General features: G+C 58.3%; 18 protein-coding genes and 2 tRNA genes. 3 read left to right on the plus strand and 17 right to left on the minus strand.

Annotated elements, in window-relative coordinates:
• Positions 1-8 precede the first annotated feature (8 nt).
• From ruvA to CXU21_RS05240, 7 genes are all read right to left on the minus strand, one after another.
• A complete protein-coding gene (ruvA, locus tag CXU21_RS05210) occupies positions 9-602 on the minus strand; it encodes a Holliday junction branch migration protein RuvA (RefSeq protein ID WP_102714792.1) in 594 nt (197 codons plus the stop codon).
• Positions 603-669: 67 nt separating this feature from the next.
• Positions 670-1,203: a hypothetical protein gene (locus CXU21_RS05215; protein WP_102714686.1), complete on the minus strand. Its 534-nt coding sequence runs from the start codon at positions 1,201-1,203 to the stop codon at positions 670-672.
• A 493-nt stretch (positions 1,204-1,696) separates the two neighbouring features.
• Entirely contained in the window at positions 1,697-2,302 is a 606-nt protein-coding gene (locus CXU21_RS05220) for a polysaccharide biosynthesis/export family protein (protein ID WP_102714688.1), read from the minus strand.
• 12 nt (positions 2,303-2,314) lie between these two features.
• Entirely contained in the window at positions 2,315-4,522 is a 2,208-nt protein-coding gene (locus CXU21_RS05225) for a polysaccharide biosynthesis tyrosine autokinase (protein ID WP_102714690.1), read from the minus strand.
• 91 nt (positions 4,523-4,613) lie between these two features.
• Positions 4,614-5,828 (minus strand): outer membrane beta-barrel protein, encoded by a 1,215-nt coding sequence (locus CXU21_RS05230; RefSeq protein ID WP_102714692.1) that lies wholly within the window; start codon positions 5,826-5,828, stop codon positions 4,614-4,616.
• Between the two features lie 20 nt (positions 5,829-5,848).
• Positions 5,849-6,523 (minus strand): hypothetical protein, encoded by a 675-nt coding sequence (locus CXU21_RS05235; RefSeq protein WP_146016967.1) that lies wholly within the window; start codon positions 6,521-6,523, stop codon positions 5,849-5,851.
• 35 nt (positions 6,524-6,558) lie between these two features.
• Positions 6,559-6,632, minus strand: a tRNA-Gly gene (locus tag CXU21_RS05240).
• A gap of 143 nt (positions 6,633-6,775) precedes the next feature.
• Between CXU21_RS05240 and CXU21_RS05245 the strand changes: the two genes are divergently transcribed.
• A tRNA-Gly gene (locus tag CXU21_RS05245) sits at positions 6,776-6,849 on the plus strand.
• A 217-nt stretch (positions 6,850-7,066) separates the two neighbouring features.
• Here CXU21_RS05245 and CXU21_RS05250 read toward each other — a convergent pair.
• From CXU21_RS05250 to CXU21_RS05270, 5 genes are all read right to left on the minus strand, one after another.
• Positions 7,067-9,298 carry an inorganic phosphate transporter gene (locus CXU21_RS05250; RefSeq protein ID WP_102725296.1) on the minus strand — a complete coding sequence of 744 codons (2,232 nt, stop codon included), beginning with the start codon at positions 9,296-9,298 and terminating at the stop codon, positions 7,067-7,069.
• Between the two features lie 291 nt (positions 9,299-9,589).
• Positions 9,590-11,245, minus strand: coding sequence for a chaperonin GroEL (groL, locus tag CXU21_RS05255; RefSeq protein ID WP_102714698.1), 1,656 nt, complete (start codon positions 11,243-11,245; stop codon positions 9,590-9,592).
• Between the two features lie 43 nt (positions 11,246-11,288).
• Positions 11,289-11,579, minus strand: coding sequence for a co-chaperone GroES (gene groES, locus CXU21_RS05260; RefSeq protein ID WP_067571201.1), 291 nt, complete (start codon positions 11,577-11,579; stop codon positions 11,289-11,291).
• A gap of 87 nt (positions 11,580-11,666) precedes the next feature.
• A complete protein-coding gene (gene dnaK, locus CXU21_RS05265) occupies positions 11,667-13,598 on the minus strand; it encodes a molecular chaperone DnaK (protein ID WP_102714702.1) in 1,932 nt (643 codons plus the stop codon).
• 305 nt (positions 13,599-13,903) lie between these two features.
• The gene (locus tag CXU21_RS05270) at positions 13,904-15,871 is read right to left on the minus strand and encodes a glycosyltransferase (RefSeq protein WP_102725297.1); all 1,968 of its coding nucleotides are present in this window, start codon (positions 15,869-15,871) and stop codon (positions 13,904-13,906) included.
• Between the two features lie 850 nt (positions 15,872-16,721).
• On the opposite strand from CXU21_RS05270, the gene CXU21_RS05275 reads away from it, so the two are divergent.
• Positions 16,722-17,837, plus strand: coding sequence for a tetratricopeptide repeat protein (locus tag CXU21_RS05275; RefSeq protein ID WP_102725298.1), 1,116 nt, complete (start codon positions 16,722-16,724; stop codon positions 17,835-17,837).
• Between the two features lie 176 nt (positions 17,838-18,013).
• Here the strand turns inward: CXU21_RS05275 and hypE are convergent, their stop codons facing one another.
• The 5 genes from hypE to hypB are packed head-to-tail and all read right to left on the minus strand — an operon-like array spanning position 18,014 to position 23,454.
• A complete protein-coding gene (gene hypE, locus CXU21_RS05280) occupies positions 18,014-19,048 on the minus strand; it encodes a hydrogenase expression/formation protein HypE (RefSeq protein WP_102725299.1) in 1,035 nt (344 codons plus the stop codon).
• Between the two features lie 4 nt (positions 19,049-19,052).
• Positions 19,053-20,120 carry a hydrogenase formation protein HypD gene (gene hypD, locus CXU21_RS05285; RefSeq protein ID WP_102725300.1) on the minus strand — a complete coding sequence of 356 codons (1,068 nt, stop codon included), beginning with the start codon at positions 20,118-20,120 and terminating at the stop codon, positions 19,053-19,055.
• Positions 20,121-20,159: 39 nt separating this feature from the next.
• Positions 20,160-20,402 (minus strand): HypC/HybG/HupF family hydrogenase formation chaperone, encoded by a 243-nt coding sequence (locus CXU21_RS05290; protein WP_102725301.1) that lies wholly within the window; start codon positions 20,400-20,402, stop codon positions 20,160-20,162.
• A gap of 3 nt (positions 20,403-20,405) precedes the next feature.
• A complete protein-coding gene (gene hypF / locus CXU21_RS05295; RefSeq protein WP_102725302.1) occupies positions 20,406-22,733 on the minus strand; it encodes a carbamoyltransferase HypF in 2,328 nt (775 codons plus the stop codon).
• Positions 22,714-23,454 (minus strand): hydrogenase nickel incorporation protein HypB, encoded by a 741-nt coding sequence (gene hypB / locus CXU21_RS05300; RefSeq protein WP_102714716.1) that lies wholly within the window; start codon positions 23,452-23,454, stop codon positions 22,714-22,716. The genes hypF and hypB overlap by 20 nt, the downstream gene beginning before the upstream one ends.
• Positions 23,455-23,689: 235 nt before the next feature.
• On the opposite strand from hypB, the gene CXU21_RS05305 reads away from it, so the two are divergent.
• Positions 23,690-24,109 (plus strand): pyridoxamine 5'-phosphate oxidase family protein, encoded by a 420-nt coding sequence (locus CXU21_RS05305; RefSeq protein ID WP_102725303.1) that lies wholly within the window; start codon positions 23,690-23,692, stop codon positions 24,107-24,109.
• Positions 24,110-24,307: the final 198 nt, after the last annotated feature.

Here is a 24,307-nt window from a genome sequence, read left to right on the forward strand (position 1 = left end):
CGGTACGGTCAGTTCATGGAACGCAGGGCGGCGCGAATCAGCTCGTCCGCATCCGCGTCCGGATGGTCCTTCAAATGGGCGGCAATCGCCTTGCGGGACTCCACCTGCTTGAACCCCAGCGCAATCAGCGCCAGCTCCGCGTCCCCGGCGGCCTGGGAGGTGGCCCCCTGGGCCTGGGCCTCCCACGTGGCGGCCAGACCTACCTTGTCCTTCAGTTCCAGAACGATGCGTTCCGCCGTTTTCTTGCCCACGCCCTTGGCACGGGCAATGCCGGAGACGTCCCCGCTGACTACCGCCTGCTTGAACTGCTCCACGGACAGGGAACCCAGGATGGCGATGGCCGTGGCCGGGCCGATGCCGGAAACGCGGTCGATCAGCAGCAGGAAAATATCCCGCTCCGCATCCGTGGCAAAGCCGTACAGCACCTGCATGTTCTCTCGGACATGCAGGTAGGTTTTCAGCGTCAGCTCCCTGCCGGGCAGAGGGTTCAGCCTGTCAAAGGTGGACAGGGGCACAATCACCTCATACCCCACGCCGTGAACATCCAGAATCAACCGCTGGGGGTAGGATTCCGCCACCGTGCCGCGCAGAAAAGCTATCATGCCCATAACGTGACACAATCCCGCCCGCGCTCAAGCCAAAAACGCATCTGCCCGGCATGCTCCGCCATCATCTTTTCCGGAGCACGTGCAGCCGGATATGCTCCAGGTCCTCCCGGTTATAAAAACAGCGCACGCGGAATCCGCGGGTTGTCTTCATCCGGCACCTGTATTCCCGCAGCAGGCCCTTTTTCACGAGCCTGTAAATATAGCTCCGCACCACTCCCAGCATGCTGACGGCCGTAGCCATGTCCACATGGCACGGAGGAACGCGGCGGCGCACGGGCTCCCGCCTGGCGAGAATACGGTCCACATCCAGCCGCCGCCAGTACAGCGCCAGGGAGCCTGTGCCCTTCCGGACCACGCGGAAACGGGCGCCGTGGCGGTGCAGGTACTGGCGCGCGGCAGACGCGCTGCAGCAGAGCTGTGACGCAATGGCGGAAGTTTCCACAAACGCGCCGCCGCATTCCGCATAGGGCAGGCCGGATTTGGGGTTCGTTCCCTTGCGGCGGGTTTTCACATGTGCCGGGAAGCTCAGCTTGGGGTTGTTAATGTATTCGCGGCCTCCTACTCCGATGAACGTTTTCTTAAAATGGTATATCATGGTTTATGGGATTTCACATTGGAAATACAAAGCTCCACGCAGATAGTCCGCATGAAACTCTAACATTTTTGGAAGATTCCAAAAATGCATTGAGCTCACGAATGTTCAACATTTTTCTTCGTTTTTCTGTTTTTCACATTCATACTGAACTCATTTCATCGCAATATATGCCCGGAAGCCGGATGATCCAACCACTTGAAAAGGGCCTACGCCTCTGGCGGAAAGTACATGGCCGTCAATTCTTTCCGCCCGGCAGCCCGTTCATTCCGGTGAACACGGAGCCTCCCAGGCACGGGAAAAATCTTTCCAACGGCGTTTTCACTGATGCCGTACGGTCCTGCGAAAAGCTTTTTCCGGCTATGATCCTACCATATCCCTCCAGCCATGCACGGTCCATTTCCAAAGCAGGGTCCGGAGTTCAACGGGAATTCCCTAGAACCAGGGCAATAAAAAACCCGGCTTCCTTGCGGGAAGCCGGGTCTGAAAGAATGTTTCAGGGCAGGAGTTTTGCGGGCCGTCCTTCAAAAATCCCGCGCTGGGGAACGAAAATACGGTCATTGGGCTGGATGGGGATACCCCTGTCCCGGATGGAGAAGTAGTCATACGTCACGGTTTTTCCGCCGCGCGTCACCTGGATGTACCGGGAACCGAAGTCCGTAATGTCTCCCGCGCCTACAATCGCTTCCAGCAAAGTCATGCCTCGCCGCCACAGAACGTTTTTCTTCATGGCCACGCCGCCGCTCACCAGCACGATGTGCTCCGTCAGGTGCATGTCGGAACTCTGCACTTTCACCAGAAAGGTGGGGGCCGTATACAGTTCCGCCTTTTTATAGGCAGCCATCAGCATGTCTTCTATCTGGCGGGCTGTCTTGCCCACCACGCGCAGCACGTCCTGCCCCGCCGGAAGCTGGGGCATGCGTATCGTCCCGTTACCGTCCAGCAGATACTGTCCGGAGATGGCGGTAGCGTCATCATTGGGAATGCCGCGCACCTGGATTTCAATGGTCCCGTGGGCAGGCACGGCATCCGGAGACTGGGCGGAGGCCAGCCCCGCCGCACCCAGCAGGAGACAGAGGATGGAACAGATAACTTTTTTCATGGAGCGATGGAGTTAGTACAGATCTTCACTATCATGGGACTGGTTGGCGGCCAGCTCCTTGGCCTTGCCGGAACGTTCCGCCTTCTTCATGGAAGAGGCATCCACGTTCCCGCCGGAGGAACCGCCATCCGCGGAATAATAGGAATAGTAAGTCGTGTAGTATTGATACTGATGATCAGACGTAATGTCCACATTATTCATGACCACCCCGGCCAAGTTGCCGCCTACGGATTCAATCACCTGCTTTTGCCTCAGCAGGGCTTTCAGCGGCAGTTTGCGCGGCTGCACCACCATGAGGGTCATGTCCACCTCGCTCACGATGACGGCGGAGTCACTGACGCCCAGGATGGGCGGGGAGTCCACCAGCACCATGTCGAAGCGCTGTTTCACCTCCTGGAGAAGTTCGCTGAATTTGCGGGAGTTCAGCGTTCCGGACGGGTCAAAGGGAGTGGGGCCCGCAGGCATCACGTACAGGTTTTCAATGGGTGTCTGGAAAATCACTTCCTCCAGCGGGTAGTCTTCCAGCAGGTAGGAGGTAAGCCCCACTTCATTATCCAGTTCATAGTACCGGTGAAGCTTTGAGCGGCGCAGGTCAGCGTCAATCATCAGGGTGGCATAACCGCCCTGGGCGCAGATGTAGGCCAGGTTGCACAGGGTGGTGGTCTTGCCTTCCCCGGCGCTGCCGGAAACGAACGTCAGGGAAATTTCCTCCAGCCCCTTCTTGTTGAATTCTATGTTTGTGCGCAGTATCCGGTAGGCTTCCGCATCCGGCCCCAGCACATCGGAAGAATGGAGGATGGGGACATTCTTGGGAATGATACCCAGCACGGGAACCTGAAGAGCCCGTTCCACATCCTCCATCGTCTTGACGGAGGTGTCCATGAATTCCAGAAAGAGGGCCAGGCCGATGCCCAGCAGCAGCCCTACGCTCGCACCCACCGCCAGATTGATGGTGATGCTCGGCTTATAGGCAACGGCGGGATATTCCGGCAGGTCATACATTTCAACCGCGTCACGGGGAACGCGCAGCCGGGCAATTTCATCCGTGTAGCGGGAAGACAGGTCCTTGAGCTGGTCCAGGGCGGCGTCATAATCACGGCTGGCCTGCTCATACATGGGCACCTTCAAGACATGGTCCTGGAGGGCTTTTTCCTTAAGCGCCACGGTCTCCTCCCAGTGCTTCCGGCTTGCGGAAACCATTTCAAGCTTGCTTTTAAGCGAGGAACGCAGCCCGATCAGCTCCTTGTTCAGCTTGTCGGACAGGATTCTTTCCGTCTCCACCAGCGCCAGCATTTTGGGGTGCTTGGGGCCGATGTTCTGGGCTTTCAGGTTTTCCTTCTCCTTGAGCTTTTCGGAAAATTCCGCATAGGTTTCACGCAGGGCCTTGGCGCCCACGGATTCAGCATTCAGCAGGTCAGAGCTGATCACGTAATCCAGCAGCTTGTCATCAGGCAGGCGCTGAAGTTCCTGCACGTAGGAAGCCAGTTCCTTTTCATCCTTTTCAAAGGCCATGGCCTGGGATTTGGCATTCCGGAAGTCTTCCTCTTCCATCCCGGCAGTCAATGTGTTCCGGTTTTCACCGTTCCTCCAGGTAGTGGGCAGGTAGGAGCTCTCCGCAATCAGCTTCTTGAGAGCCATCATTTTTTCATTAACGGTGTCTTCCTGTTCCCGGAGGACGTCCTTCAAACTTTTAATAGCGGTTTCAACCAGACGGTTTTCACGCATTTCACGGTCCTGCTTGTAGGCTTCCGGAACCGTTTTGGCGATGTTCTGCACCAGTTTGGGATCCGGACCGGAGACAATCACATCCACCAGGTCCGTCGCGCGCACGGGAGCCACCTTGATCATGCCGGCCAGGTTGGAGGCGGCTTTTTCATCCGTCATCCCCCACTCCGCGGCAAGGTTCAGTTTCTTGGATACTATCTTCAGCACTTCCGTTGAAGTCAGCACGGAGTACTGCATGGGGATGTAGTTGGCCGTGACGTTGGAGGTGGCGACCACGTCCCCTCCCTGGCCGATTTCCATGACGGGCTTGGGCAGCTTGATCTGGAACTGGCACCTCGTCTGGTAAGCCGGGGGCATCAGGAAAGTCACCACCACGGAAATGACCAAAACCAGAAGGAAAACCAGGAAGACCTCCTTCCAGCGATTTTTTAAAACCTGCAAATAATCAATATTGCGTACAATCCGATCGCTGTTCTGCTGATCCTGGGAATTCATGAAAGATAGATAGGTAGTAAGATAAAAACTCCTCTAATTGTGAACGCAAATTCGCAATTAGAGGAGTGTAAGCATTAATGGTCGGTCAAGACTAGAAGCTGTAATTCATTCCGAAGGAGAACACGTTACGGTTGTAGGCGGGCATGGGATAGTTGTAGCCGCTGTAGGTACCGTTGGTGTAGGAATACTGGGCCGTGAGGGCCAGGGCGTTGGTCAGCATCAGCTTGACGCCGGCCGTAGCGTTGAAGGTCAGCGTCGTCGTGTCCGTGTTGCCGCTGGTGCTCGGGTTCGTGTAGTCGCTGGAAATCAGGTTCACGCCGGCATCCAGGCTGACGCGGTGCGTCAGTTTCAGGGTGCTGTTTACACCGAAGCGCCACGTTTCATTGGAGTAGTAGCTGGCGCCGCTGTTGGGAATGTACGTATTCGTCGCTTCGTTGGAGTAACGGACGAACATGCCAATCATGAAACGATCGCTCATGCGGTGGTTCAAGCCGAATTCAGCGGAAGGATACGTCTTGGTGCCGTAGCCGTCCACATATTTGAACTGGGGACCTACGCGCAGCGTGGCGGACGTGTTTTCAGCCACGGCGTATTCAGCGCCGGCCATGACGAAGTTGGAGAATTCATTATTGCCGTATTCACGGTGGCAGTAGGAACCGTTCCAGCTCAGGGAGAGGGCCAGGCGTTCCGTCCACTTGTAACGGTTGGTGAAATCCATGCCCACATAGTCACGGTTGTCCGTCTTGGCGGAATCCTCCTGATAGTCGATCATGGAGAAGTTGGCGCCCAGCGTCGTGGAGTAGCGGGAAGTCCATGCCTTGCTCACGGAGCTGGAGACGTACACGTAAATGTAGTCGCCGTCCCGGCGGGAGTTGGCAATGCCATTGGCATAGTTCGGTTCCGGCTGCCACGCAAAGGACACGCTGCCGTTGTAGCGGAGGGTCTGGTCAAAGCTGTGGGAAAGGTTGGCCGACAGCGTGGAGTTGGAAAGGGATTCGTTCGTGTTCCCCTCAAGATCCTTCAGGTAGAAAATGCCGCCAAGCTTGGCAGAGAAGGAGTACTGCGTCACGGAGTCGTAATTGGCCAGGGAGGCGCCGATGTCCGTGCTGATGAAAGCAGATTCCTGCTGGTCGTAGTTGGAGGCGTTGACGTTGTCGTCATAACCGCCGGCCAGGTTGAACGACCATTTCAGAGGAATGGATTCTTCCAGGCCAACCGGTCCTGCCAGCGTGTACAGGGACTGCCCGTTGGCGTGAACGGCAAGCATGCCGGCAGCCATCAGGGAGAGGTAAAAAAGACTCTTCATGCGATTGATAAATGATCGGGTTAATTTCCAGCAGGATTGGACACAGGGGAGGGGCTGGTAGGAGTGCCGCCCACAGGAAGACCGCCCGGCAGAACCAGGGCGCCTCCGGAAGCTTCTTCACCAGGCTTCACCAGGCCACTGGACTGAGTAGTTACGCCCTGAAGAGGGTTGTCCGGAGTAGCGGCCGCCACGCTCACCGCAATGGAGGGAACGGTATTGGCCACCATGGAGTTGCCGAGAGCTTTAGTAACCGCTTCACAAATAGGGGAGACGGACGCATACGGATGGGGCTGGACGGCAACGGAGGAAGCCACAATGTTGCGCACTTGGGCTTCCGTCACCTGCGTTCCGTAGCTCTTGACGGCGAGGGCGGCAATAGCCGGGGAGTCTGCCGGGAAAGCGCCTGCGGCCATGGACACCATGGAGCCCATGGCGGAGTCAGACACGCCTGCCTTGGCAGCGGCGTTCAGTACTTCGGCCATGGCGTTCATATCCAGGGCGCCGGCCTTCAGGCCAGCTTGGACGACACCTGCCATTTTCTTCATAAAAGCCTTGTCGGAAGCGGAGGCTTTAACCTTGTTAACAGCCGGAGCGGCTGCCGGAGAAGCAGCTTGCTGAGCCACACCGGGGAGGGTGCCCGCAAACGCAAGTGCCAGCGCACTGAGCGCCGTCTTTGTCATGAACCTGGCTTTCATAAGGAAACTATCTAGCAGGTGAATTTAATAAAAAATGGAGCGGGTAACGGGAATCGAACCCGTGTGATCAGCTTGGAAGGCTGGAGCTTTACCATTAAGCTATACCCGCACAACGGAGGCATTATGTTCATGCCTTGGGGATAAGACAAGTTTTTTTTCATTTCCGCGTCAAAATAACAAAAAAGAAGACACGATTTTTCTGTGGTCTTGACATACCGGGTTTCTACCGCTAAATAAGCACCCGCATTCCATGCGGGCGTCGTTCAATGGTAGGACGCGAGCTTCCCAAGCTTGAGACGTGGGTTCGATCCCCATCGCCCGTACCAGTTTTATACCGCAGGCAGTTGTCTTTCAACGCCTGCGGTTTTTTATTCACCCTTCCATCCCGCGGGTTCCGCCGCCCCCCGCCTTCCGGAAAAAGCCCCGGTTCCCTTCCGTTTCCCGTTCTTCCGGGAAAGGCTCCCGGAGAACAGGGCGCGCCGCGGCTTTTCCACCCCCGCCGGAGGCACGCACGCTTCCGGCGTGGACTCCAAACACAGGCGTTTACCAGCCAAGCACAAATTTCCGCTGAATTTTCGCCAGCAGAAGCACCTTGCGGATCATCGTGCGGGTTTCATTGAGCAGGTTAAGGTAGAGAAGTGCCCTCCTCATGTCGGACACGTCTTCCGCCCGCAGGATGATCTGCTGCTTGACCGCCTCCGCGAATTCCTCATCCAGGGCATCCATGCCGGCCAGGCATTCGTCCAGCCCGGCATAGTCATTGCTTTCCATCATGTCCCGGAAGCGCGGGTACAGGGAGGAGACGCGGTTATTCATCCCCCGCAGGTGTTCTATCCTGCCCAGGTCCAGGCCTTCATGGTTGTTGTCAATGTAGGCGTAGCTGGCCGTAGTGATGTTGGAGAGGGATTCAAAGACGGAGGTGGCGTATTCCACCATCTGCACGTAGCGCTTGCCGCGGTCCGCCTCCTCATCCGGGAGTTCCCGCACAACGGGCATGACTTCCATGGCCATCCTGTCGCTCAGGGAGCGGCGGATGCCGCGCGCCTCCTTCCGGAGCTTTTTCAGCCGCTTCCGGTCCTCCACATTCAGGGCTTCCAGGTTCATTTCATAGATTTCCGCCATGCGCTTCATCAGCTCAATGATTTCTTCATTGTAGCGGGCGGCAGCGGCGGGATCCCGGTAATTGGCGCCCTGGGCCAGAGCCGCGGCCTGGGTTCTCTTTCTGTGAAGCCTGGCGCTTTTCAGCAGCAGGAAGGCCGCCAGCCCGCACATGGCAATGATGCCGAAGAGGCCGCCGTATACGATGCATGCCGCCACCATGCAGCACATGGTGAATGCGGCAAAGGCCGTGAAGAACCATCCGGAGATTACCGTAATCACCCCCGTGATGCGGTACACCGCGCTGTCACGCCCCCAGGCCTTGTCCGCCAGGGAGGAGCCCATCGCCACCATGAACGTCACATACGTGGTGGAGAGGGGAAGCCGCAGGGAGGTAGCCAGGGAGATGAGCAGGGCCGCCACCGTCAAATTCACGGAGGCGCGGATCAGGTCAAAGGAGGCCCCGTCATCCGGCCCTTCCGCCACGGGCCGGAAGCGTTTTTCAATGAATTTCCCCACGCAGGCGGGCATGATTTTTTCCACCGCGCGGGAGGCATGCAGCGCATAGCGCACGGCCATGCGGGCCGGGGGAACGGAGCCGAACCGTTCCACGCCCCCGCCCTGCCTCGCCAGATTGACCTCCGTGTCAGTTACGGTCCGCGCCTTTTTGGAGAAGATGAGGGCGAGCACCATGATGGCGCCCGCGCCCAGCAGGTAGCGCCAGTCCGCCGTGACGGGGGCCATCAGGCCGCCCATGGTCAGCGTGGAGAGGTCCGCGCCCTGAGCCGCCGCGGCGGAGGCTATCTCCATGGAGGACTGGCCCGCCATGAAGACGCCGATGAAGTTGACCAGGTCATTCCCGGCAAAGGAGAGGGCCAGGGCCATGGTACCCGCCAGAACGGCTATTTTCAGGATGTTCACCTTGCAGAGGTTCTGGAGCACGGCCATCAGGACGGTCCAGAATACCAGGCTGTAGCACACGTACAGCCAGATGTGGGCGTCCAGGTGCCGGACCATGTCCTTGGTGACCAGCGTACTGCCTTTCAACCCCTTGAAGATGGCAAAGTACGTGATGGCCGTCAGGGCCGCGCCGCACCAGGCGGCCCCCAGGTATTTGAAGGATTTCCTGTAGTTGAAGGAGAAGATGAGGCGGGATATCCACATGACCGTTATCCCGCAGATGAAGGCGACGAAGACGGAGGAAAAGATGCCGGAGATGATTGCCAGCGCCTTGGAGGAGTTGATATAGCTGGACAGTTCCTGCGCCGCACCCGGCTCTCCGTACCAGATTTTAAACAGGGCCACCGCCACGGCGCCGCCCAGCAGTTCAAAGACAATGGAAACCGTGGTGGAGGTGGGAAGACCGAAGGTGTTGAAGACATCCAGCAGAATCACGTCCGTCAGCATCACCGCCAGGAAGATCAGCATGATGTCATGGAAGGTGAACTGGGCCGGCATGAATACGCCGCTCCGGGCAATTTCCATCATGCCGCTGGAGAACAGGGAACCGATGATGATGCCCAGCGCCGCTACCAGCAGGATCGTCTTGCGCGGCGCAGCCTTGGAACCGACGGCAGAGTTCAGGAAGTTGGCGGCGTCATTGGAGACCCCTACCACGAGGTCAAAGCAGGAGAGTACCAGAATCAGTCCTATGATGAAGTAATAGATTGGGTCCATATGCGTAATAAACGGCCCTCTATTACAGGAGGCAGCTTCCGCACGCCCGTTTTAAAACGTGACTATTCCGTCACATTGATGAAACAGTATGATTTTAAATAAAATACTATATTACGCGCCTGATTCCCGCGGATGCTTCCGTTTCTTCCGGGCCATTTCCGGAGCCTGATTTTCCTCCGATTCTCCGGCAGCCAGGGCCCATTTTCCTGAAATCCCTACAAACAAAAAGGCTCCCCGGAAAACCGGGGAGCCTTGAAGTCGATTGCTGTGTCTCGCAGAAACGGACGGGGCTTACATCATGCCCATGCCGCCCATTCCTCCCATGCCGCCCATGTCGGGAGCACCGGAGCCGCATCCGCAGCCCTTCTTCTCGGGCTTGTCGGCAATGACGCATTCCGTGGTGAGCAGCAGGCCGGCGATGGAAGCCGCGTTCTGCAGGGCGGAACGGGTCACCTTGGTGGGGTCCACCACACCGGCGGTAAGCAGGTCTTCATATTTGTCCGTGGCCACGTTGTAGCCGTCAGCCGCTTTCTTCATGCCTTTCACCTTGGCAACGATGAGGGCGCCTTCGCGGCCCGCATTGCTGGCAAGCTGGCGGAGCGGGGCTTCCACCGCACGGTAGACGATCTGGGCGCCGGTTTCCTCGTCGCCTTCCAGTTTAAGGGTGTCAATGGATTTCTGGGCGCGGATGAGGGCCACGCCGCCGCCGGGAACAATGCCTTCTTCCACCGCAGCGCGGGTGGCGTGCAGGGCGTCGTCCACACGGGCCTTCTTTTCCTTCATTTCCGTTTCCGTAGCGGCACCCACATGGATGACGGCCACGCCGCCGGCCAGCTTCGCCAGGCGTTCCTGGAGCTTTTCACGGTCGTAGTCGGACGTGGTGTCCTTGATCTGGTGGCGGATCTGGGAAATGCGGGCTTCAATGTCGGCGGACTTGCCGGCGCCTTCCACGATGACGGTTTCATCCTTGGAGACCACCACGCGCTTGGCCTGGCCGAGGTCTTCAATGCCCACGTTTTCCAGCTTGATGCCCAGGTCTTCCGTGATGCACTTGCCGCCGGTCAGGATGGCAATGTCTTCCATCATGGCCTTGCGGCGGTCGCCGAAGCCGGGGGCCTTCACCGCGCAGATGTTCAGCACGCCGCGCAGGCGGTTGACCACTAGGGTGGCGAGGGCTTCGCCTTCAATGTCTTCCGCAATAACCAGGAAGGGACGGCCCGTCTTGGCCACTTTTTCAAGCAGCGGGAGGAAGTCCTTCAGGTTGTTGATCTTCTTTTCGTGAATCAGGATGTAGGGGTTTTCCAGCACCGCTTCCATCGTTTCCGCGTTGGTCACGAAGTAGGGGGACAGGTAGCCCTTGTCAAACTGCATGCCTTCCACCACGTCCAGCGTGGTTTCAATGCCCTTGGCTTCTTCCACGGTGATGGTACCGTCCTTGCCGACCTTGTCCATGGCTTCCGCGATGATGTGGCCGATTTCAGCGTCCCAGTTGGCGGAAACAGTGGCAACCTGGGCCACTTCCTTGCTGGAGTCAACGGGCTTGCTGATCTTCTTGAGTTCCGCAACCACGGCGTCCGCGGCCTTCATGATGCCCCTCTGCAGGGAGATGGGGTTGGCGCCGGCGGTGACGTTGCGGAGGCCTTCGCGGTAAATGCTTTCAGCCAGCACGGTGGCGGTGGTGGTGCCGTCGCCGGCCACGTCGTTGGTCTTGGAGGAGACTTCACGGACAAGCTGGGCGCCCATGTTTTCAAACGGGTCTTCCAGTTCGATTTCCTTGGCGACGGTTACGCCGTCCTTGGTGATGAGGGGGGAACCGAATTTCTTGTCGATCACCACGTTGCGGCCGGCAGGGCCCAGCGTGCTCTTGACAGCCTTGGCAATCTGTTCCACGCCGCGGAGGAGAGCCTGGCGGGCGGTTTCGTCAAATTGGATTTGTTTAGCCATAATATCAGGTTATTTAAAAAATGTTGTTGAGTGAGTGTTGTGCGAGTTAGCCAATGATGGCCAGAATGTCGTTTTCAGACAGGATGAGGTAGTCTTCTCCGTCCAGCTTGATTTCCGTACCGCCGTATTTGGAAATGAGAACGCGGTCGCCCGGCTTCACGGTAAATTCAATCAAGGCGCCCTTGTCATCCCGGCCGCCGGTGCCTACGGAGATCACTTCGGCTTCCTGGGGTTTTTCCTTGGCGGTGTCCGGCAGGAACAGGCCGCCGGCCGTCTTGGTTTCAGCTTCAATGCGCTTGACCAGCACACGTTGTCCTAGGGGTTTGATGTTTGCCATAGTATGTTGTTTTTGTGTTGTTATAGATGAATATATGGATGTAATGTTCCGGAGGAGGGGAATTGCTTCCCCTCCTCCGGGAAGGGTTTATTTCTCGTCGTCGACGATTTCGGCGTCCACCACGCGGCCCTTGGCCTTGCGGGGGCCGTCGGAAGGTTCTTCCTCAGGAGCGGCGCCCGGCATGGGGCCCGCTGCTCCGGCAGACTGCTGCTGGGCGGCTTCCGCTGCCTTGTACAGGGCTTCCAGGCGGGATTCAAGGTCTTCCTTGCCTGCCTTGATGGCCGTGTATTCCTTCTTGGAGATAGCTTCCTTCAGGTGCATCACCTTGTCTTCAATCTCACGCTTGAGGTCGGCGGGAATCTTGTCTCCCATGTCCTTGAGCTGGCGTTCCACGGAGAAGCAGAGGGTGTCCGCCTGGTTGACGGTGTCAATTTCCTCGGCGCGCTTCTTGTCTTCTTCCGCATGGGCTTCCGCATCACGCTTGGCACGTTCGATTTCATCCTTGGAAAGGCCGCTGGAGCCCTGGATGGAAATCTTCTGTTCCTTGCCGGTGCCCTTGTCCTTGGCGGAGACGTGCAGAATGCCGTTGGCGTCAATATCAAAGGTCACTTCAATCTGCGGTTCGCCGCGGCGGGCCGGGGAGATGCCGTCCAGTTTGAAGTTGCCCAGAAGCTTGTTGTCGTCAAACATCTTGCGTTCCCCCTGGCACACGCGGATGTCCACGGCGGGCTGGTTGTCCGCGGCGGTGGAGAACACCTGGCTCTTGCGCACCGGGATGGTCGTATTGCGTTCGATCATCGGCGTGGCGATGCCGCCCATCGTTTCAATGGACAGGGTCAGCGGAGTCACGTCCAGCAGAAGCACGTCGTTCACGTCCCCCTGGAGCACGCCCCCCTGGATGGCGGCGCCCACGGCTACCACTTCATCCGGGTTCACGCCCTTGTGGGGTTCCTTTCCGGCCAGCGTATGGGCTTCTTCCTGCACGGCGGGCATGCGGGTCATGCCGCCCACCAGCACCAGCTCGTCAATGTCACCGGTTTTCAGGCCGGAAGCGGCAATGCAGTCCAGCACGGGCTTGCGGGTGCGGTCCAGCAGGTCTCCCGTGAGCTGTTCCAGCTTGGAACGGCTCAGCGTAAGCTGAATGTGCTTGGGGCCGGAGGAGTCCGCCGTGATGAACGGCAGGCTGATGTCATAGCTCTGGGTGGAGGAAAGGGCAATCTTGGCCTTTTCAGCTTCTTCCTTGATGCGCTGGATGGCGTCAGGCTGGTTGGAAAGGTCCATGCCGGAGTCCTTCTTGAATTCCTCCATGATCCAGGTGATGATCGCGTTGTCCCAGTCGTCGCCGCCCAGGTGGGTGTCACCGTCGGAGGCTTTCACTTCAAACACGCCGTCACCGATTTCCAGCACGGAAATATCAAAGGTGCCGCCGCCGAGGTCATACACGGCGATGTTTTCATTGGACTTCTTGTCCAGGCCGTAGGCCAGGGCAGCCGCCGTCGGTTCATTGATGATGCGGCGCACCTTCAGGCCGGCGATTTCTCCGGCGGCCTTGGTCGCGTTGCGCTGGGCGTCATTGAAATAGGCCGGAACGGTAATTACGGCTTCCGAAATCGTTTCACCCAGCTTGGATTCCGCATCAGCCTTCAGCTTGGCAAGGACCATGGACGCGATTTCCTGCGGGGAGAAGGTCTTCTTCTCACCGCCCACATCCACGCGGATGTAGGCATCCCCGTTGGGAGCTTCCACGATTTCATAAGGCACTTTCTTATCTTCTTCCGTCAGCTCGCTATACTTGCGGCCAATGAGGCGCTTGGAGGAAAACACGGTGTTTTTCGGGTTGGTTACCGCCTGACGTTTGGCGGCCTGCCCCACGAGGCGTTCACCGCTCTTGGTGAAGGCAACAATGGAGGGAGTGGTGCGCGCACCTTCGCTGTTTTCAAGTACGGTACCCTGACCGCCTTCCATTACAGCCATGCACGAGTTGGTCGTGCCCAAGTCGATTCCTAGTATTTTAGCCATATTGTTATCTTAGATTGTTTTGAATGGTTTTCGTTGAGATTTGATTTCCTCATGACCTGATGTGTCATGCAGGCGAACCCATGTTCTTGCCTCCCTTGTTGCAAATGGCGTGCCATCCTGTGGAGGGCTCCAGGAAAACATATGATAAATAATTATCGATCAGCGTATTAAAGAATTAATTATTCCATATTCACTTTTTTAAATGGCACGAATAACGGGACATCTTGTCACACCAAAAAGAGACAAAATGTCACACACGGTCATTTTGTCCCAGTTAATGCCTGGTCCAAATACCAACAGAATCGTCACGAAGCCTCCCCGCCGGAGGAAGGCACCGGACGCGCTCCGGTTCCGCATGTGCCGTAAGCCAGGCGTTTCATGAAATCCTTGTACAGCAGCGTTTCCATGCGGCCGTCCGCGTGTTCCACCACGGCGCTCATGGTTTCCACCCAGTCCCCGCAATTCAGGTAGCGCACCTCCCCCACCATGGTATCCGCCGGATGGTGCACATGCCCGGCGATGATGCCGTCACACTGCTTCCTGACGGCCAGGCCCTGAAGCTGCTCCTCATATTTCCCGATGAAATTGACGGCGGATTTCACCCGCCCCTTGATGGCGCGGGAAACAGAATAGTATTCCTTGCCCCGCCACGCGCGGTACTTGTTATAAAAGCGGTTGACCATCAGCAGGACGTCGTACCCCAGGGAGCCGAGCACCGCCAGCCACCGGTGATTGGTGGAAATGGAATCAAAACCGTCCCCGTGCACGCACAGGTAGCGCCTGCCGTCCGCCGCCCGGTGCACGCATTCCTTCGCAATCTTCAACCCGCCCAGATGAAAGGGGAGGAATTTCTCCAGAACATCGTCATGGTTTCCGCGCAGGTACATGATCTCCACATCCTCCTGCTCCATTTTTTTCAGCAGGGTACGGATCAGGCGCGTATGCCGCCTGCGCCAGCGGCTGCCGCGGGACAGCGCCCACGCATCCACCACATCCCCCACCAGAACTATTTTCTCCGGCCGCACATGCTTCAGGAACCTCCGGCATTCGTCCGCCTTGCAGTCCTTCGTTCCCAGATGGAGGTCTGACAGAAAAACCGTGCGGCATTCCAGAACGGCGTCCCGCGGAGGGCGGGCATAACCCGTTCCGTTTTCCTCCCGCGCCACGGAGGCCAGCAACTCTTCAAACCTGTCATGGATGGCATCCCACGTCCTGGCCCGCACGGTTCTGCGGGCCTGCTCTCCGAGCCTCCGGCCCAACTCCCTGTCCGCAAGCAGGCGGCGCATGCAGGAATAAAACCCCTCCGCATCCCCCTTCTCCGCCTGAAAGCCGTTGATGCCGTCCAGCACCACGTCCGCGGAGGCGGCGTACCGGTAGCTGACCGTAGCCAGTCCGCTGGCCATGCCCTCCAGCAGCACATTCCCGAAAGTCTCCGTCTCACTCGGGAACAGCAGCACATCCATCCCGGCGTAATGGCGCGCCAGGTCTTCTCCGCTGCGCATTCCGCAAAAAACGGCGTCGGGAAATTCACTGCGCAGGCTGCTCATCATGGGGCCGTCACCCACAACCACCATTTTCATGCCGCAGTCCGGAAATTCCCGCTGAAGGCGCGTATACAGGCCCAGCACCGTCACCAGGTTCTTTTCCCGGGCCAGGCGCCCCACCACGCCAAACACCACTTCATCCCTCCACACTCCCCAGGATTGACGGAGGGCGGCATCCCTCCGGGCAGGATCAAACAAGGCGGCATCCACCCCGCGCCCCATCACGGAAAGGCGTTCAAACCCCAGCCCCTCCAGCGTGCGGCGCATCTCTTCCGTAGGCACCACCGTCATCCCGGCCTGGTTGTGCAGCTTGCGCAGGTAATTCACGGCGGCGGTTTCCAGCCCGGAAAAATGGTAATCCTTCATGTACTGGTGGAAATTGGTGTGGAATCCCATCACCACGGGAATCTCCAGAGCGCGGGCGGCCTTGACGGCAGACGCCCCCATGGGGCTTTCCGTGGCCACATAAACCACATCCGGCCTCTTCTTCATCCATCTGGCGCGGAACCTGTCTGCGGAAGGCAGCCCTATCTTTACTTCATGGTACATGGGAAGGGAGAGGGACGGCATGGCCGTCTCCCCTGGAAAGGAAGCCCCGTCCCGTTCGGACGCCCGCAACACATGCACCAGATGCCCCCGCGCCCTGAGCCCCCGGACCAGGCGCCCCAGAGTCAGGGCCACTCCATTCACATCAGGCTCATACGTATCCGTTGCCACGTCAATTCTCATGCGCCGGAACCATGAACCGGAAGGCCCCTTCAAACAAGCCGCGGAAGGAAACGAAACCGTCACCGAGCGCCCTTCTCCTGCTCCAAGGCCAGAACCGGAGAAACGGCCGCCTCTCCGCTGCCTTTACATGAATCCCCGCTTTTAACGCTGTGCGCCCCTGCAAAAAACTGATGATTCATTGAATATCAGCCCTTCCAAAATCATCTTCCTCCATCCGCGCATTATAAATCCGCAGTCAACCAAATTTTTTGAGAAAAAATGATTTTCATCGTATTTGCGGAGGAGAAAATCATCACTTATTCCGATGCCCCCGCCTCTCAAAAATATCACTAATAATTTATATTAAGCTATATATAACTAACATCATTATCTTCCCGATGGGAGCCGGATTTATAATCCGCCAATATGGAGGCATACAGAACATGTGAAACGTAAATGAAAGCATATTCAGGAAGATTTTTAATAAAAACAAGAATGATTCCCATGTGTTAATACCATAAAAACAGACCGGAAAAACCGGGATTTTTTTCCGGACTTTCTCCTGTGCGCAACCTCAAACGGAGCCCTCCTTCATGGGTCCGGATACTCTTACCTACTGTCTTTCAAAACGCTTTAACAGCCCCGGATTAGGAATCCGGCGTCAATACTAGTTTTTCATATCGAGTGCTTTTCTCCAATTCCATCCAGTATTTTCCCGGATTGGAGCCCTAATAAAATATATTTGTTAGTACGATGCATAATTTCTTGAATATAATGATGGTTCATCTTATTTTAGCGCTGTCGGCTATTTCATCCGGATTCCTAATTCGCTATTGAAACAACTGACCCCCCAACCCTACCCCAATATCCCATGAAATTCATAGATTGCTACCGCTATGCGGCTATGCTTTATGCATCCGCCTGCTGTACTGCGTCACCGCTGTACGGCCCCCTGGAGACAGGATTGCAGGAATCCCAGCTTTTAAGCTCCCTGAAATCCTGTAAATCCCTGGAAGGTCCAGGAACGGACGCTTACCTGAGCCGCACCGGGCTGAATGGCGCGTACAAGACGAAAAAGCCCATCGGCGGCCTCTTCTTTTCCCTCCATTTTGAATACAACAAGGACGGAGGCCTGAGAGCCGTCTCCTTCTACTCCATGACCAAAGCAGGCAAAGAGGAATACGATACCCGTCTGAAATCCCTGTACAAGCGCATGCTCAACGGCCTGACGGGCCTTTACGGGCCTCCCATGAACCTGCCGGACTGGATTGAAAAGGATTCACTGCCTCCGGACCGCGTCCTGTACATGCACATGTGGCGCATTCAGCCCGGCTGCTTCCTGATGGCCGGCCTGGCCAACGCTGGCGCCTCCGGTTACATGCCCGTGTTCCGCATCTCCCCGCCTGCCGGAATGCCTGCCAAGTCCAAGAAGGACAGGGACAAGCTCAAATCCGAATGGGCGGCCATGCCCGAATTCTACGAGTTCACAAAGGCGGAACGCTTCCTTGCCAACGCAGTGTTTGCCATGTCCCATAAAAAATATCCGGATGCCCTCCAGCTTTTCCAGAAGGCCGCAGACCTGGGCAGCCCCAACGGCTACTGGGGGTTAGCCCACCTGTACCGCCTGGGCCCCGCCGGCGTGGAAAAAAACGCAGGCCTGGCAGATGAATATACCAGAAAAGCGGCCCTGATGGGCTTTGCACGCGCTGCCATGAAAATTGGGAAAAACTGGGAGGAATTCTGCAAAAAACAGGATTTCACGGAAGCGGAGGCAAAGGAATGGCATGACAGGAACCTCCGCGCCGCCAGAGCCGGCTACGCCTCCGAGCAATATAACCTGGGCATCATTTACCAGCACGGCTTCGGCGTGGAAAAAAATCTGTCTACCGCCAGGGAATGGCTGGAAAAAGCGGCCTCCCAGGATCACTCCCAGGCAAAAGCGGCGTTAAAAACGCTTCCGGAAAGCGGAAACTCCGAACTTTCCTGACCAATCTCCCGACAACCAACTCCCCCAAACCAAGCCGGCTGCCGCTTCCCCGGAAGCATAAGCAGCCGCTCCGGCAATTCCCTATGAAATGCCAAACCGGCAGGGAAGCGGCCCAACCGCTTCCCTGCCAAAAAGCCGGAACTCCTTCAACCGCGTGGAGGAAGCGGCGGGCAGCATCAGCAAATGCGCGGGAGCTGCATCCCGGAAGGCATGCCCAGCACCCGTTCCACGCCCAGACGCCCCGTCATCAGGAGAGGAGCCGTTCTAAACTCTTCCACACGGCCTATGGAGCATGCCCCGGCGGAGACGCCGCAGCCGCGCATCAGGCGCAGGGCCTCTTCCTCATACTCCCGGGGCAGAATAGCCAGATAACGGCCTTCACAAGCCACCTGGAGAGGATCCAGACCCAGCAGGCCGCAAGCCGCGCGGACATCCTCCCGCACGGGAATGGACATTTCATTCAGCTGCACCGTCAGGCCGGAAGACTCCGCAATTTCCGAGAGGGTGGCGGTCAGGCCGCCACGGGTCACGTCACGCAGGCAATGTATGGGAATCCCCGCCCGGACGAGAACCGCCACGGATTCATGCAGAGCGGCTGAATCGCTCGCCAGGCCTTCCCCGAAGGACAATCCTGCCCGCAGGCTCATGATCGTCATGCCATGCCTGCCCAGGTCGCCGCTGAGGAGGACGGAATCTCCCGGGCGCACGGAAGAAGGGCTGATCTCCAACCCATGGCGGACCACGCCCACGCCGGCCGTATTGATGTAAATGCCGTCACCCCTGCCGCGTTCCACCACCTTCGTATCCCCCGTCACGATGCGGACGCCGGCGGCGCGCGCCGCCGCCGCCATGTCCTGCACCACGCGGACCAGCACCTCCAACGGCAGGCCCTCTTCCAGAATAAAGCCGGCTGTCAGGTACAGGGGGTCCGACCCGCTCATGGCGAGATCATTCACCGTGCCGTGCACAGCCAGGGAACCGATCGTTCCCCCCGGGAACTCCAGCGGCTCCACCACAAAGCTGTCCGTCGTCACCGCCAGCCGTCCCGGCGGGAAATCCAGCACGGCAGCATCATTCTGCACGCCTCCCGCCGGAGAACCAAAGGCCTCCAGGAACACGGAACGGATCAGGTCATTCATCAGGCGTCCCCCACCGCCGTGGGCCATCTGGATACGGTCGGAAACAGGTTCAGGAACAGGACATTCAAACATGGGATCAACTTCTTTTATAACGGTAATAGGCCGCGCAGGCCCCTTCCCCGGACACCATGGGCGCCCCCAGCGGAGCCAGCGGCGTGCAGGAGGTGCCGAAAAAGGGGCATTCTCCCGGACGGATCAGCCCCCGCAGCACCTGGCCCGCCAGACAGCCGGAAGCTTCATCCACGCCATGGGCGCCCTTCCGGCAGCGGAAACGCAGGGCGGCGTCCATCTCCTCCCACGCCCGGCGCACCTTCATGCCGCCGGAGGGGATCAGCCCCAGACCGCGCCAGTGGCGGTCTTCCGGTTCAAAAACTTCCTCCATCCTTTCCCGCGCCGTCTTGTTCCCCTCCGGCTTTACATAGCGCGCATAGGCATTCTGCACCGTGCACTCCCCGGCCTCCAGCTGGCGGACGCACATCAGAATGCCGCGGAGCAAATCCGGAGCTTCAAACCCCGTCACCGCCATCGGCACTTGGTAACGAGCGGCCAGACGGCCGTAATCCCCCTCCCCCGTAATGGCGCAGACATGGCCGGGAGCCAGAAAGGCGTCCGGCCTCCCCTCATCCTGGTCCATCAGCCATTCCAGGGCCGGAGGAACCTGCACATGGGCGCAGAGCACGGAAAAATTGGCATATCCCAGCGCGCGGGCCTGCTGCATGGCCAGGGCTGTAGCCGGAGCCGTGGTCTCAAACCCCACGGCGAAAAACACTACTTCCAGCTCAGGATGGCTCCCGGCCAGGGCTACGGCTTCCAGCGGAGAATACATCAGCCGCACATCCCCTCCCCGCGCCTTGGCGGAAAACAAGTCGCCGCCGGAACCCGGCACCCGCATCATATCCCCGTAACTGCACAAGGCCACGCCGGGCCTCAGGCTCAACTCCACGGCCTGGTCAATCAACTCCACAGCGGTAACGCAGACCGGGCACCCGGGACCGTGAATCAGGCGCAAGGCCGGAGGAAGAAGTTCCTCCAGCCCCAGGGACGCGATGGCGTGCGTCTGGCCGCCGCACACCTCCATCACCGCCCACGGGCGCGTCACGGCATGGCGCAGCTCTTCAAGCAACCGCTGAACTTCCTCCTGCATAAACCATCAAAACGTTTAATCCGGCAAACGGCAGCCCCTTTACACGGGATCGGTATTCTCCACAATCTCCCGCATTTCCCGGCGGGTTTGAAGTGCGGTCTCCTCATCCAGCACGCTCAGGGCCATGCCCACGTGCACAATGACGTAATCCCCCAGGGAGGCCTCCGGCACGCAGGCCAGGTTCACCTCACGGGTCACGCCGCCGAAGTCCACCACGCCCAGCCTGAACAGGGGGTCCGTTTCATTAACGCTCACAATCTTTCCGGGAACAGCCAGACACATATTTTATCCTTTCCATTGGCGCACGACCGCCGCCGCCTGCCCCAGGGAAATTCCCCCGTCATTGCAGGGAACGCGCTGCGGCAGGGACAACCGGCACCTTCTAGACTGGGCCATTCCCGCCAGGCCTTCAAGCAAAAAGGCATTCTGGAAACATCCGCCGCCCAGCACCAGCCTGTCCAGGCAGAAATGCTCCGCCACGTCAAAGGCCAGGTTCACCAGGCTGTCATGAAACTTCCGGGCGATGCAGCCGCGGGAAACGCCGGCCAGCAGGTCATCATCCACGGCTTTCAGCAACGGGCGCCAGTCCAGCTCCAGCAGGCCTTCACTCTCATGCATGATCCATTCATACGGATCTCCCTGAACCTCTTCCACGACAGCAGCCGCGGCCCATGATTCCAGCAACATGGCGGCATGTCCTTCACACCCCGCCATACCGTCAAAGCCGCACCAGAAGGCCATGGCGTCAAACAGGCGCCCCATGGAAGAAGTGGCCGGAGCGTGGATATTCCGCCCCATCATGGCCTCCAGCGCTTCCCGCTTCTGACGGGTCATACCGCTCTCCAGGCGACGGTCAAGCCCATCCGTCCGCCAGGGGGACATCTGCCGCGCCAGGGAACAGGCGCACCGGGCAGGCTCCCGCACCGCTTCATCACCGCCGGGCAGCAGAAACGGCCTGAGCCGCGCCACTCTCCGGGGCTCTCCCTCCCCCTCCATGACAAAAAACTCTCCGCCCCATACCGTTCCGTCCGTGCCGAAGCCCGTTCCGTCCCAGGCCGCCCCCAAAGCGGGAAACGGAGTCTCATTCTCCGCGGCGCAGGCCAGCACATGGGCCTGGTGGTGCTGCACGGGAACCACTTCCACATTCCATTCCCTGGCCAGCCGCCTGCCCAGGGCGGAAGAAGGGCCGTCCGGGTGGGCGTCCACGGCAATCACCTGCGGCACTCCACCCAGCGTACGGCTCAGGGTTTCCACCGTCCGTTCAAAAGCGTTCAGGGAAGCCGCGCTGTCCAGATCCCCCAGATGCTGGCTCATGACAGCCACGCCGTCCTTCAGCCAGCAAACGGTATTCTTCAGCCCGGAACCCAGCGCGAGCACATGCGGAGTATCCGGAGACGTACGCCATACGGGCCGCGGAGCGTATCCGCGGGCACGGCGCACCATCACGGCCCTTCCGTCCGCCACGCGGACCACGGAATCATCCACGGGCCGCACGACCGGACGGTCATGCACAAAAAAAACATCCGCCACATGGCCCAGCTTCTGCAAGCCCTCCTCCACGGAAATGCACAGGGGCTCCCCGCTCAGGTTCCCGCTGGTTACCACCAGAGGCTTGTCCCATACGTCCATCAGCAGGGCATGAAGGGGGGAGGACGGCAGCATCACGCCCACAAAACGGCTGAACATGCATACGGAGGGAGCCAAATCCACATCCTTCCTTCCGGGAGCCAGCACAATGGGAGCCGCCGGAGAAACCAGCAGGCGTTTCTCCTCCTCCGACAACCGGCACAGCTTTTCCGCCGCGGCCACATCCGGCACCATCACGGCAAAAGGCTTGGCGTCCCGCCCCTTCAGCCGCCGGAGACGCCGGACGGCGGCTTCAGAAGAAGCGTCCGCCAGCAACTGGAATCCCCCCACGCCCAGCAGGGCCACAATCAGCCCGTCCGCCAGCACCCACGCCACCTGCTCCGCAGGAGTATCAAACCCGTGGCCGAAGCCCAGTTCCGCACCATCCGAAAACAGCACCTTCATGGAAGGGCCGCAGGACGGGCACGCAATAGGCTGGGCATGGAAACGCCTGTCCTCCACGTCCCCGTACTCCTTCAGGCACTCCGGGCACATCCGGAATTTCTTCATGCTGGTGCCCGCACGGTCATACGGCAGCTTCTCAATGATGGAATAACGGGGGCCGCAATGCGTGCAATTGGTAAAGGGATAATGATACCGGCGGGAGGAAGGGTCACGCATCTCCTTCAGGCACTCCGGGCACGGAGCCAGGTCCGGCAGCATCATCGGAACGCCGCGGGGGGAGGAATCGCTCTCCACGATGCGGAACTCTTCAAACCCGGCAGGCTCGCACACGGTCCGCTCCACGCCGTACACACGGGCATGCTCCGGCAGGCTCTTCATCAGAGCGGCAAGAAAACGTTCTGGAACGCCCGGCTTCCCCTCCACATGGATATCCACGCCGGACTCCGTATTGCGGACAAACCCCTTCAGCCCCAGCTGCGATGCCAAACGGTACACATGGGGCCGGAAACCGACCCCCTGGACCATGCCGGCTATCTCAAACTTCAATGCCGCAGCGGCCTGTTCAATGGTGGTGATGGCCATGATTCTGAATCCTGCCTTCCCGGACGCGGCGCGCGCGGTCCACAATCTCGTCACACCAAGCGTCCATGCCTTCTCCGGTCTTGGAAGACAACTCAATCACGTGCGCATGATGGGCCACCTTGTTCAGGGCAGCCAAAGCGGCGTCACGGTCAAAATCCACGGCATCCGCCAGATCCGACTTGGTCACCAGGGCTACATCCGCGGAATGGAACATGGGCGGGTACTTCAGCGGCTTGTCCTCCCCTTCCGTCACGGAAAGCAAAACCACGCGCATGCCTTCCCCCAGGTCATAGGAAGCCGGGCAAACCAGGTTGCCCACATTCTCAATAATCAAAACGTCAAGCTCATCCAGAGGCATCTTCTTCATGGCTTCTGCAATCATGCGGGCGTCCAGATGGCACATGGTGCCCGTGGTAATCTGCACCACGGGAATATCTGCACGGCTCAGGCGTTCCGCATCATTATCCGTCGCCAAATCCCCTACGATCACCCCCATGCGCACACGGTTGCGAAGCATCTCCGCCGTCTTTTGCAGCAGAGAAGTCTTGCCTGATCCGGGAGAAGAAAAAACATTGATAACCAAAAGGTTTTTTGCCGCAAAAAAACCTCTGTTGCGCTCTGCCAGCCGGTCATTGGCGTCCAACACAGGAACATGGACGTCCATGCCGTGGCCGTGACTTTCATGGGTGTGCTCACCTCCGCATCCGCATTCTTTACACATAATCAATACTGATATTAGATTCCAAAAAAGAGAAAAAACCTCATTTATCCTACGTCATATCTCAGGCGCGGCAAGGTCAAACTCCCCCTGATCCGCATTTCGGGAACGGACTTCCGGGAGAAAAATACGCTATAAAACAATTTCCGGAAAATCCCTTTAAAGAAGCGGCCTGAATAAGCAAGACCAGTTTACAACGCATTCCTTCTGTCTTACTATCCCAATCAGGAGAACAGCCATGAAAGACGCAGAAGCAACAATCGGGAACCTCATTGACCACCAGAAGGTGGCATTCATCAGCTCTATTGATGGGCAGGGCTATCCGAATACGAAGGCCATGCTACCGCCCCGGAAAAGGGAGGGCATTAAGGTATTCTACTTCACCACCAACACCTCCTCCATGCGTACAGGGCAATATCAAGACAATCCGAAAGCCTGCGTTTACTTTTGTGACCGGAGATTTTTCAGAGGAGTCATGCTTCTCGGCTCCATGGAAGTGCTGGAGGACAGGATCTATAAAGAGATGATTTGGAGGGAGGGAGACACCATGTACTATCCGGAGGGAGTAACCGACCCGGATTATTGCGTCCTGCGGTTTACCGCCACGCAGGGCAGATTCTACAGCAACTTCAGCTCTGAAAACTTTAATATCATATAAAGCCTTCCACGCCACATGGCCAACGTCCTGCAAAGGATTCCGGTTGGGGAGGCAAAAAGCCGGGCCTTCCGGAAAAAATTCTCCTCTGGAAGAGAGAAAGATTAAATCAATCAGGGACATTAAAGAGGGATATTTCTATAGACGGCCTTCCGTTGAAATTCCTTCATCGTAAGCATGTGGACTTGCCAAGGCATGGGA

It is taken from the genome of Akkermansia muciniphila (assembly GCF_002884975.1).
Taxonomy (GTDB): Bacteria; Verrucomicrobiota; Verrucomicrobiia; order Verrucomicrobiales; family Akkermansiaceae; genus Akkermansia; species Akkermansia muciniphila_C.

Excerpts from the sequence above, each read along its gene's own strand:
- ruvA (WP_102714792.1), bottom strand. The coding sequence starts at position 602 with ATGATAGCTTTTCTGCGCGGCACGGTGGCGGAATCCTACCCCCAGCGG.
- CXU21_RS05215 (WP_102714686.1), bottom strand. The coding sequence starts at position 1,203 with ATGATATACCATTTTAAGAAAACGTTCATCGGAGTAGGAGGCCGCGAA.
- CXU21_RS05220 (WP_102714688.1), bottom strand. The coding sequence starts at position 2,302 with ATGAAAAAAGTTATCTGTTCCATCCTCTGTCTCCTGCTGGGTGCGGCG.
- CXU21_RS05225 (WP_102714690.1), bottom strand. The coding sequence starts at position 4,522 with ATGAATTCCCAGGATCAGCAGAACAGCGATCGGATTGTACGCAATATT.
- CXU21_RS05230 (WP_102714692.1), bottom strand. The coding sequence starts at position 5,828 with ATGAAGAGTCTTTTTTACCTCTCCCTGATGGCTGCCGGCATGCTTGCC.
- CXU21_RS05235 (WP_146016967.1), bottom strand. The coding sequence starts at position 6,523 with ATGAAAGCCAGGTTCATGACAAAGACGGCGCTCAGTGCGCTGGCACTT.
- CXU21_RS05250 (WP_102725296.1), bottom strand. The coding sequence starts at position 9,298 with ATGGACCCAATCTATTACTTCATCATAGGACTGATTCTGGTACTCTCC.
- groES (WP_067571201.1), bottom strand. The coding sequence starts at position 11,579 with ATGGCAAACATCAAACCCCTAGGACAACGTGTGCTGGTCAAGCGCATT.
- dnaK (WP_102714702.1), bottom strand. The coding sequence starts at position 13,598 with ATGGCTAAAATACTAGGAATCGACTTGGGCACGACCAACTCGTGCATG.
- CXU21_RS05270 (WP_102725297.1), bottom strand. The coding sequence starts at position 15,871 with ATGAGAATTGACGTGGCAACGGATACGTATGAGCCTGATGTGAATGGA.
- CXU21_RS05275 (WP_102725298.1), top strand. The coding sequence starts at position 16,722 with ATGAAATTCATAGATTGCTACCGCTATGCGGCTATGCTTTATGCATCC.
- hypE (WP_102725299.1), bottom strand. The coding sequence starts at position 19,048 with ATGTTTGAATGTCCTGTTCCTGAACCTGTTTCCGACCGTATCCAGATG.
- hypD (WP_102725300.1), bottom strand. The coding sequence starts at position 20,120 with ATGCAGGAGGAAGTTCAGCGGTTGCTTGAAGAGCTGCGCCATGCCGTG.
- CXU21_RS05290 (WP_102725301.1), bottom strand. The coding sequence starts at position 20,402 with ATGTGTCTGGCTGTTCCCGGAAAGATTGTGAGCGTTAATGAAACGGAC.
- hypF (WP_102725302.1), bottom strand. The coding sequence starts at position 22,733 with ATGGCCATCACCACCATTGAACAGGCCGCTGCGGCATTGAAGTTTGAG.
- hypB (WP_102714716.1), bottom strand. The coding sequence starts at position 23,454 with ATGTGTAAAGAATGCGGATGCGGAGGTGAGCACACCCATGAAAGTCAC.
- CXU21_RS05305 (WP_102725303.1), top strand. The coding sequence starts at position 23,690 with ATGAAAGACGCAGAAGCAACAATCGGGAACCTCATTGACCACCAGAAG.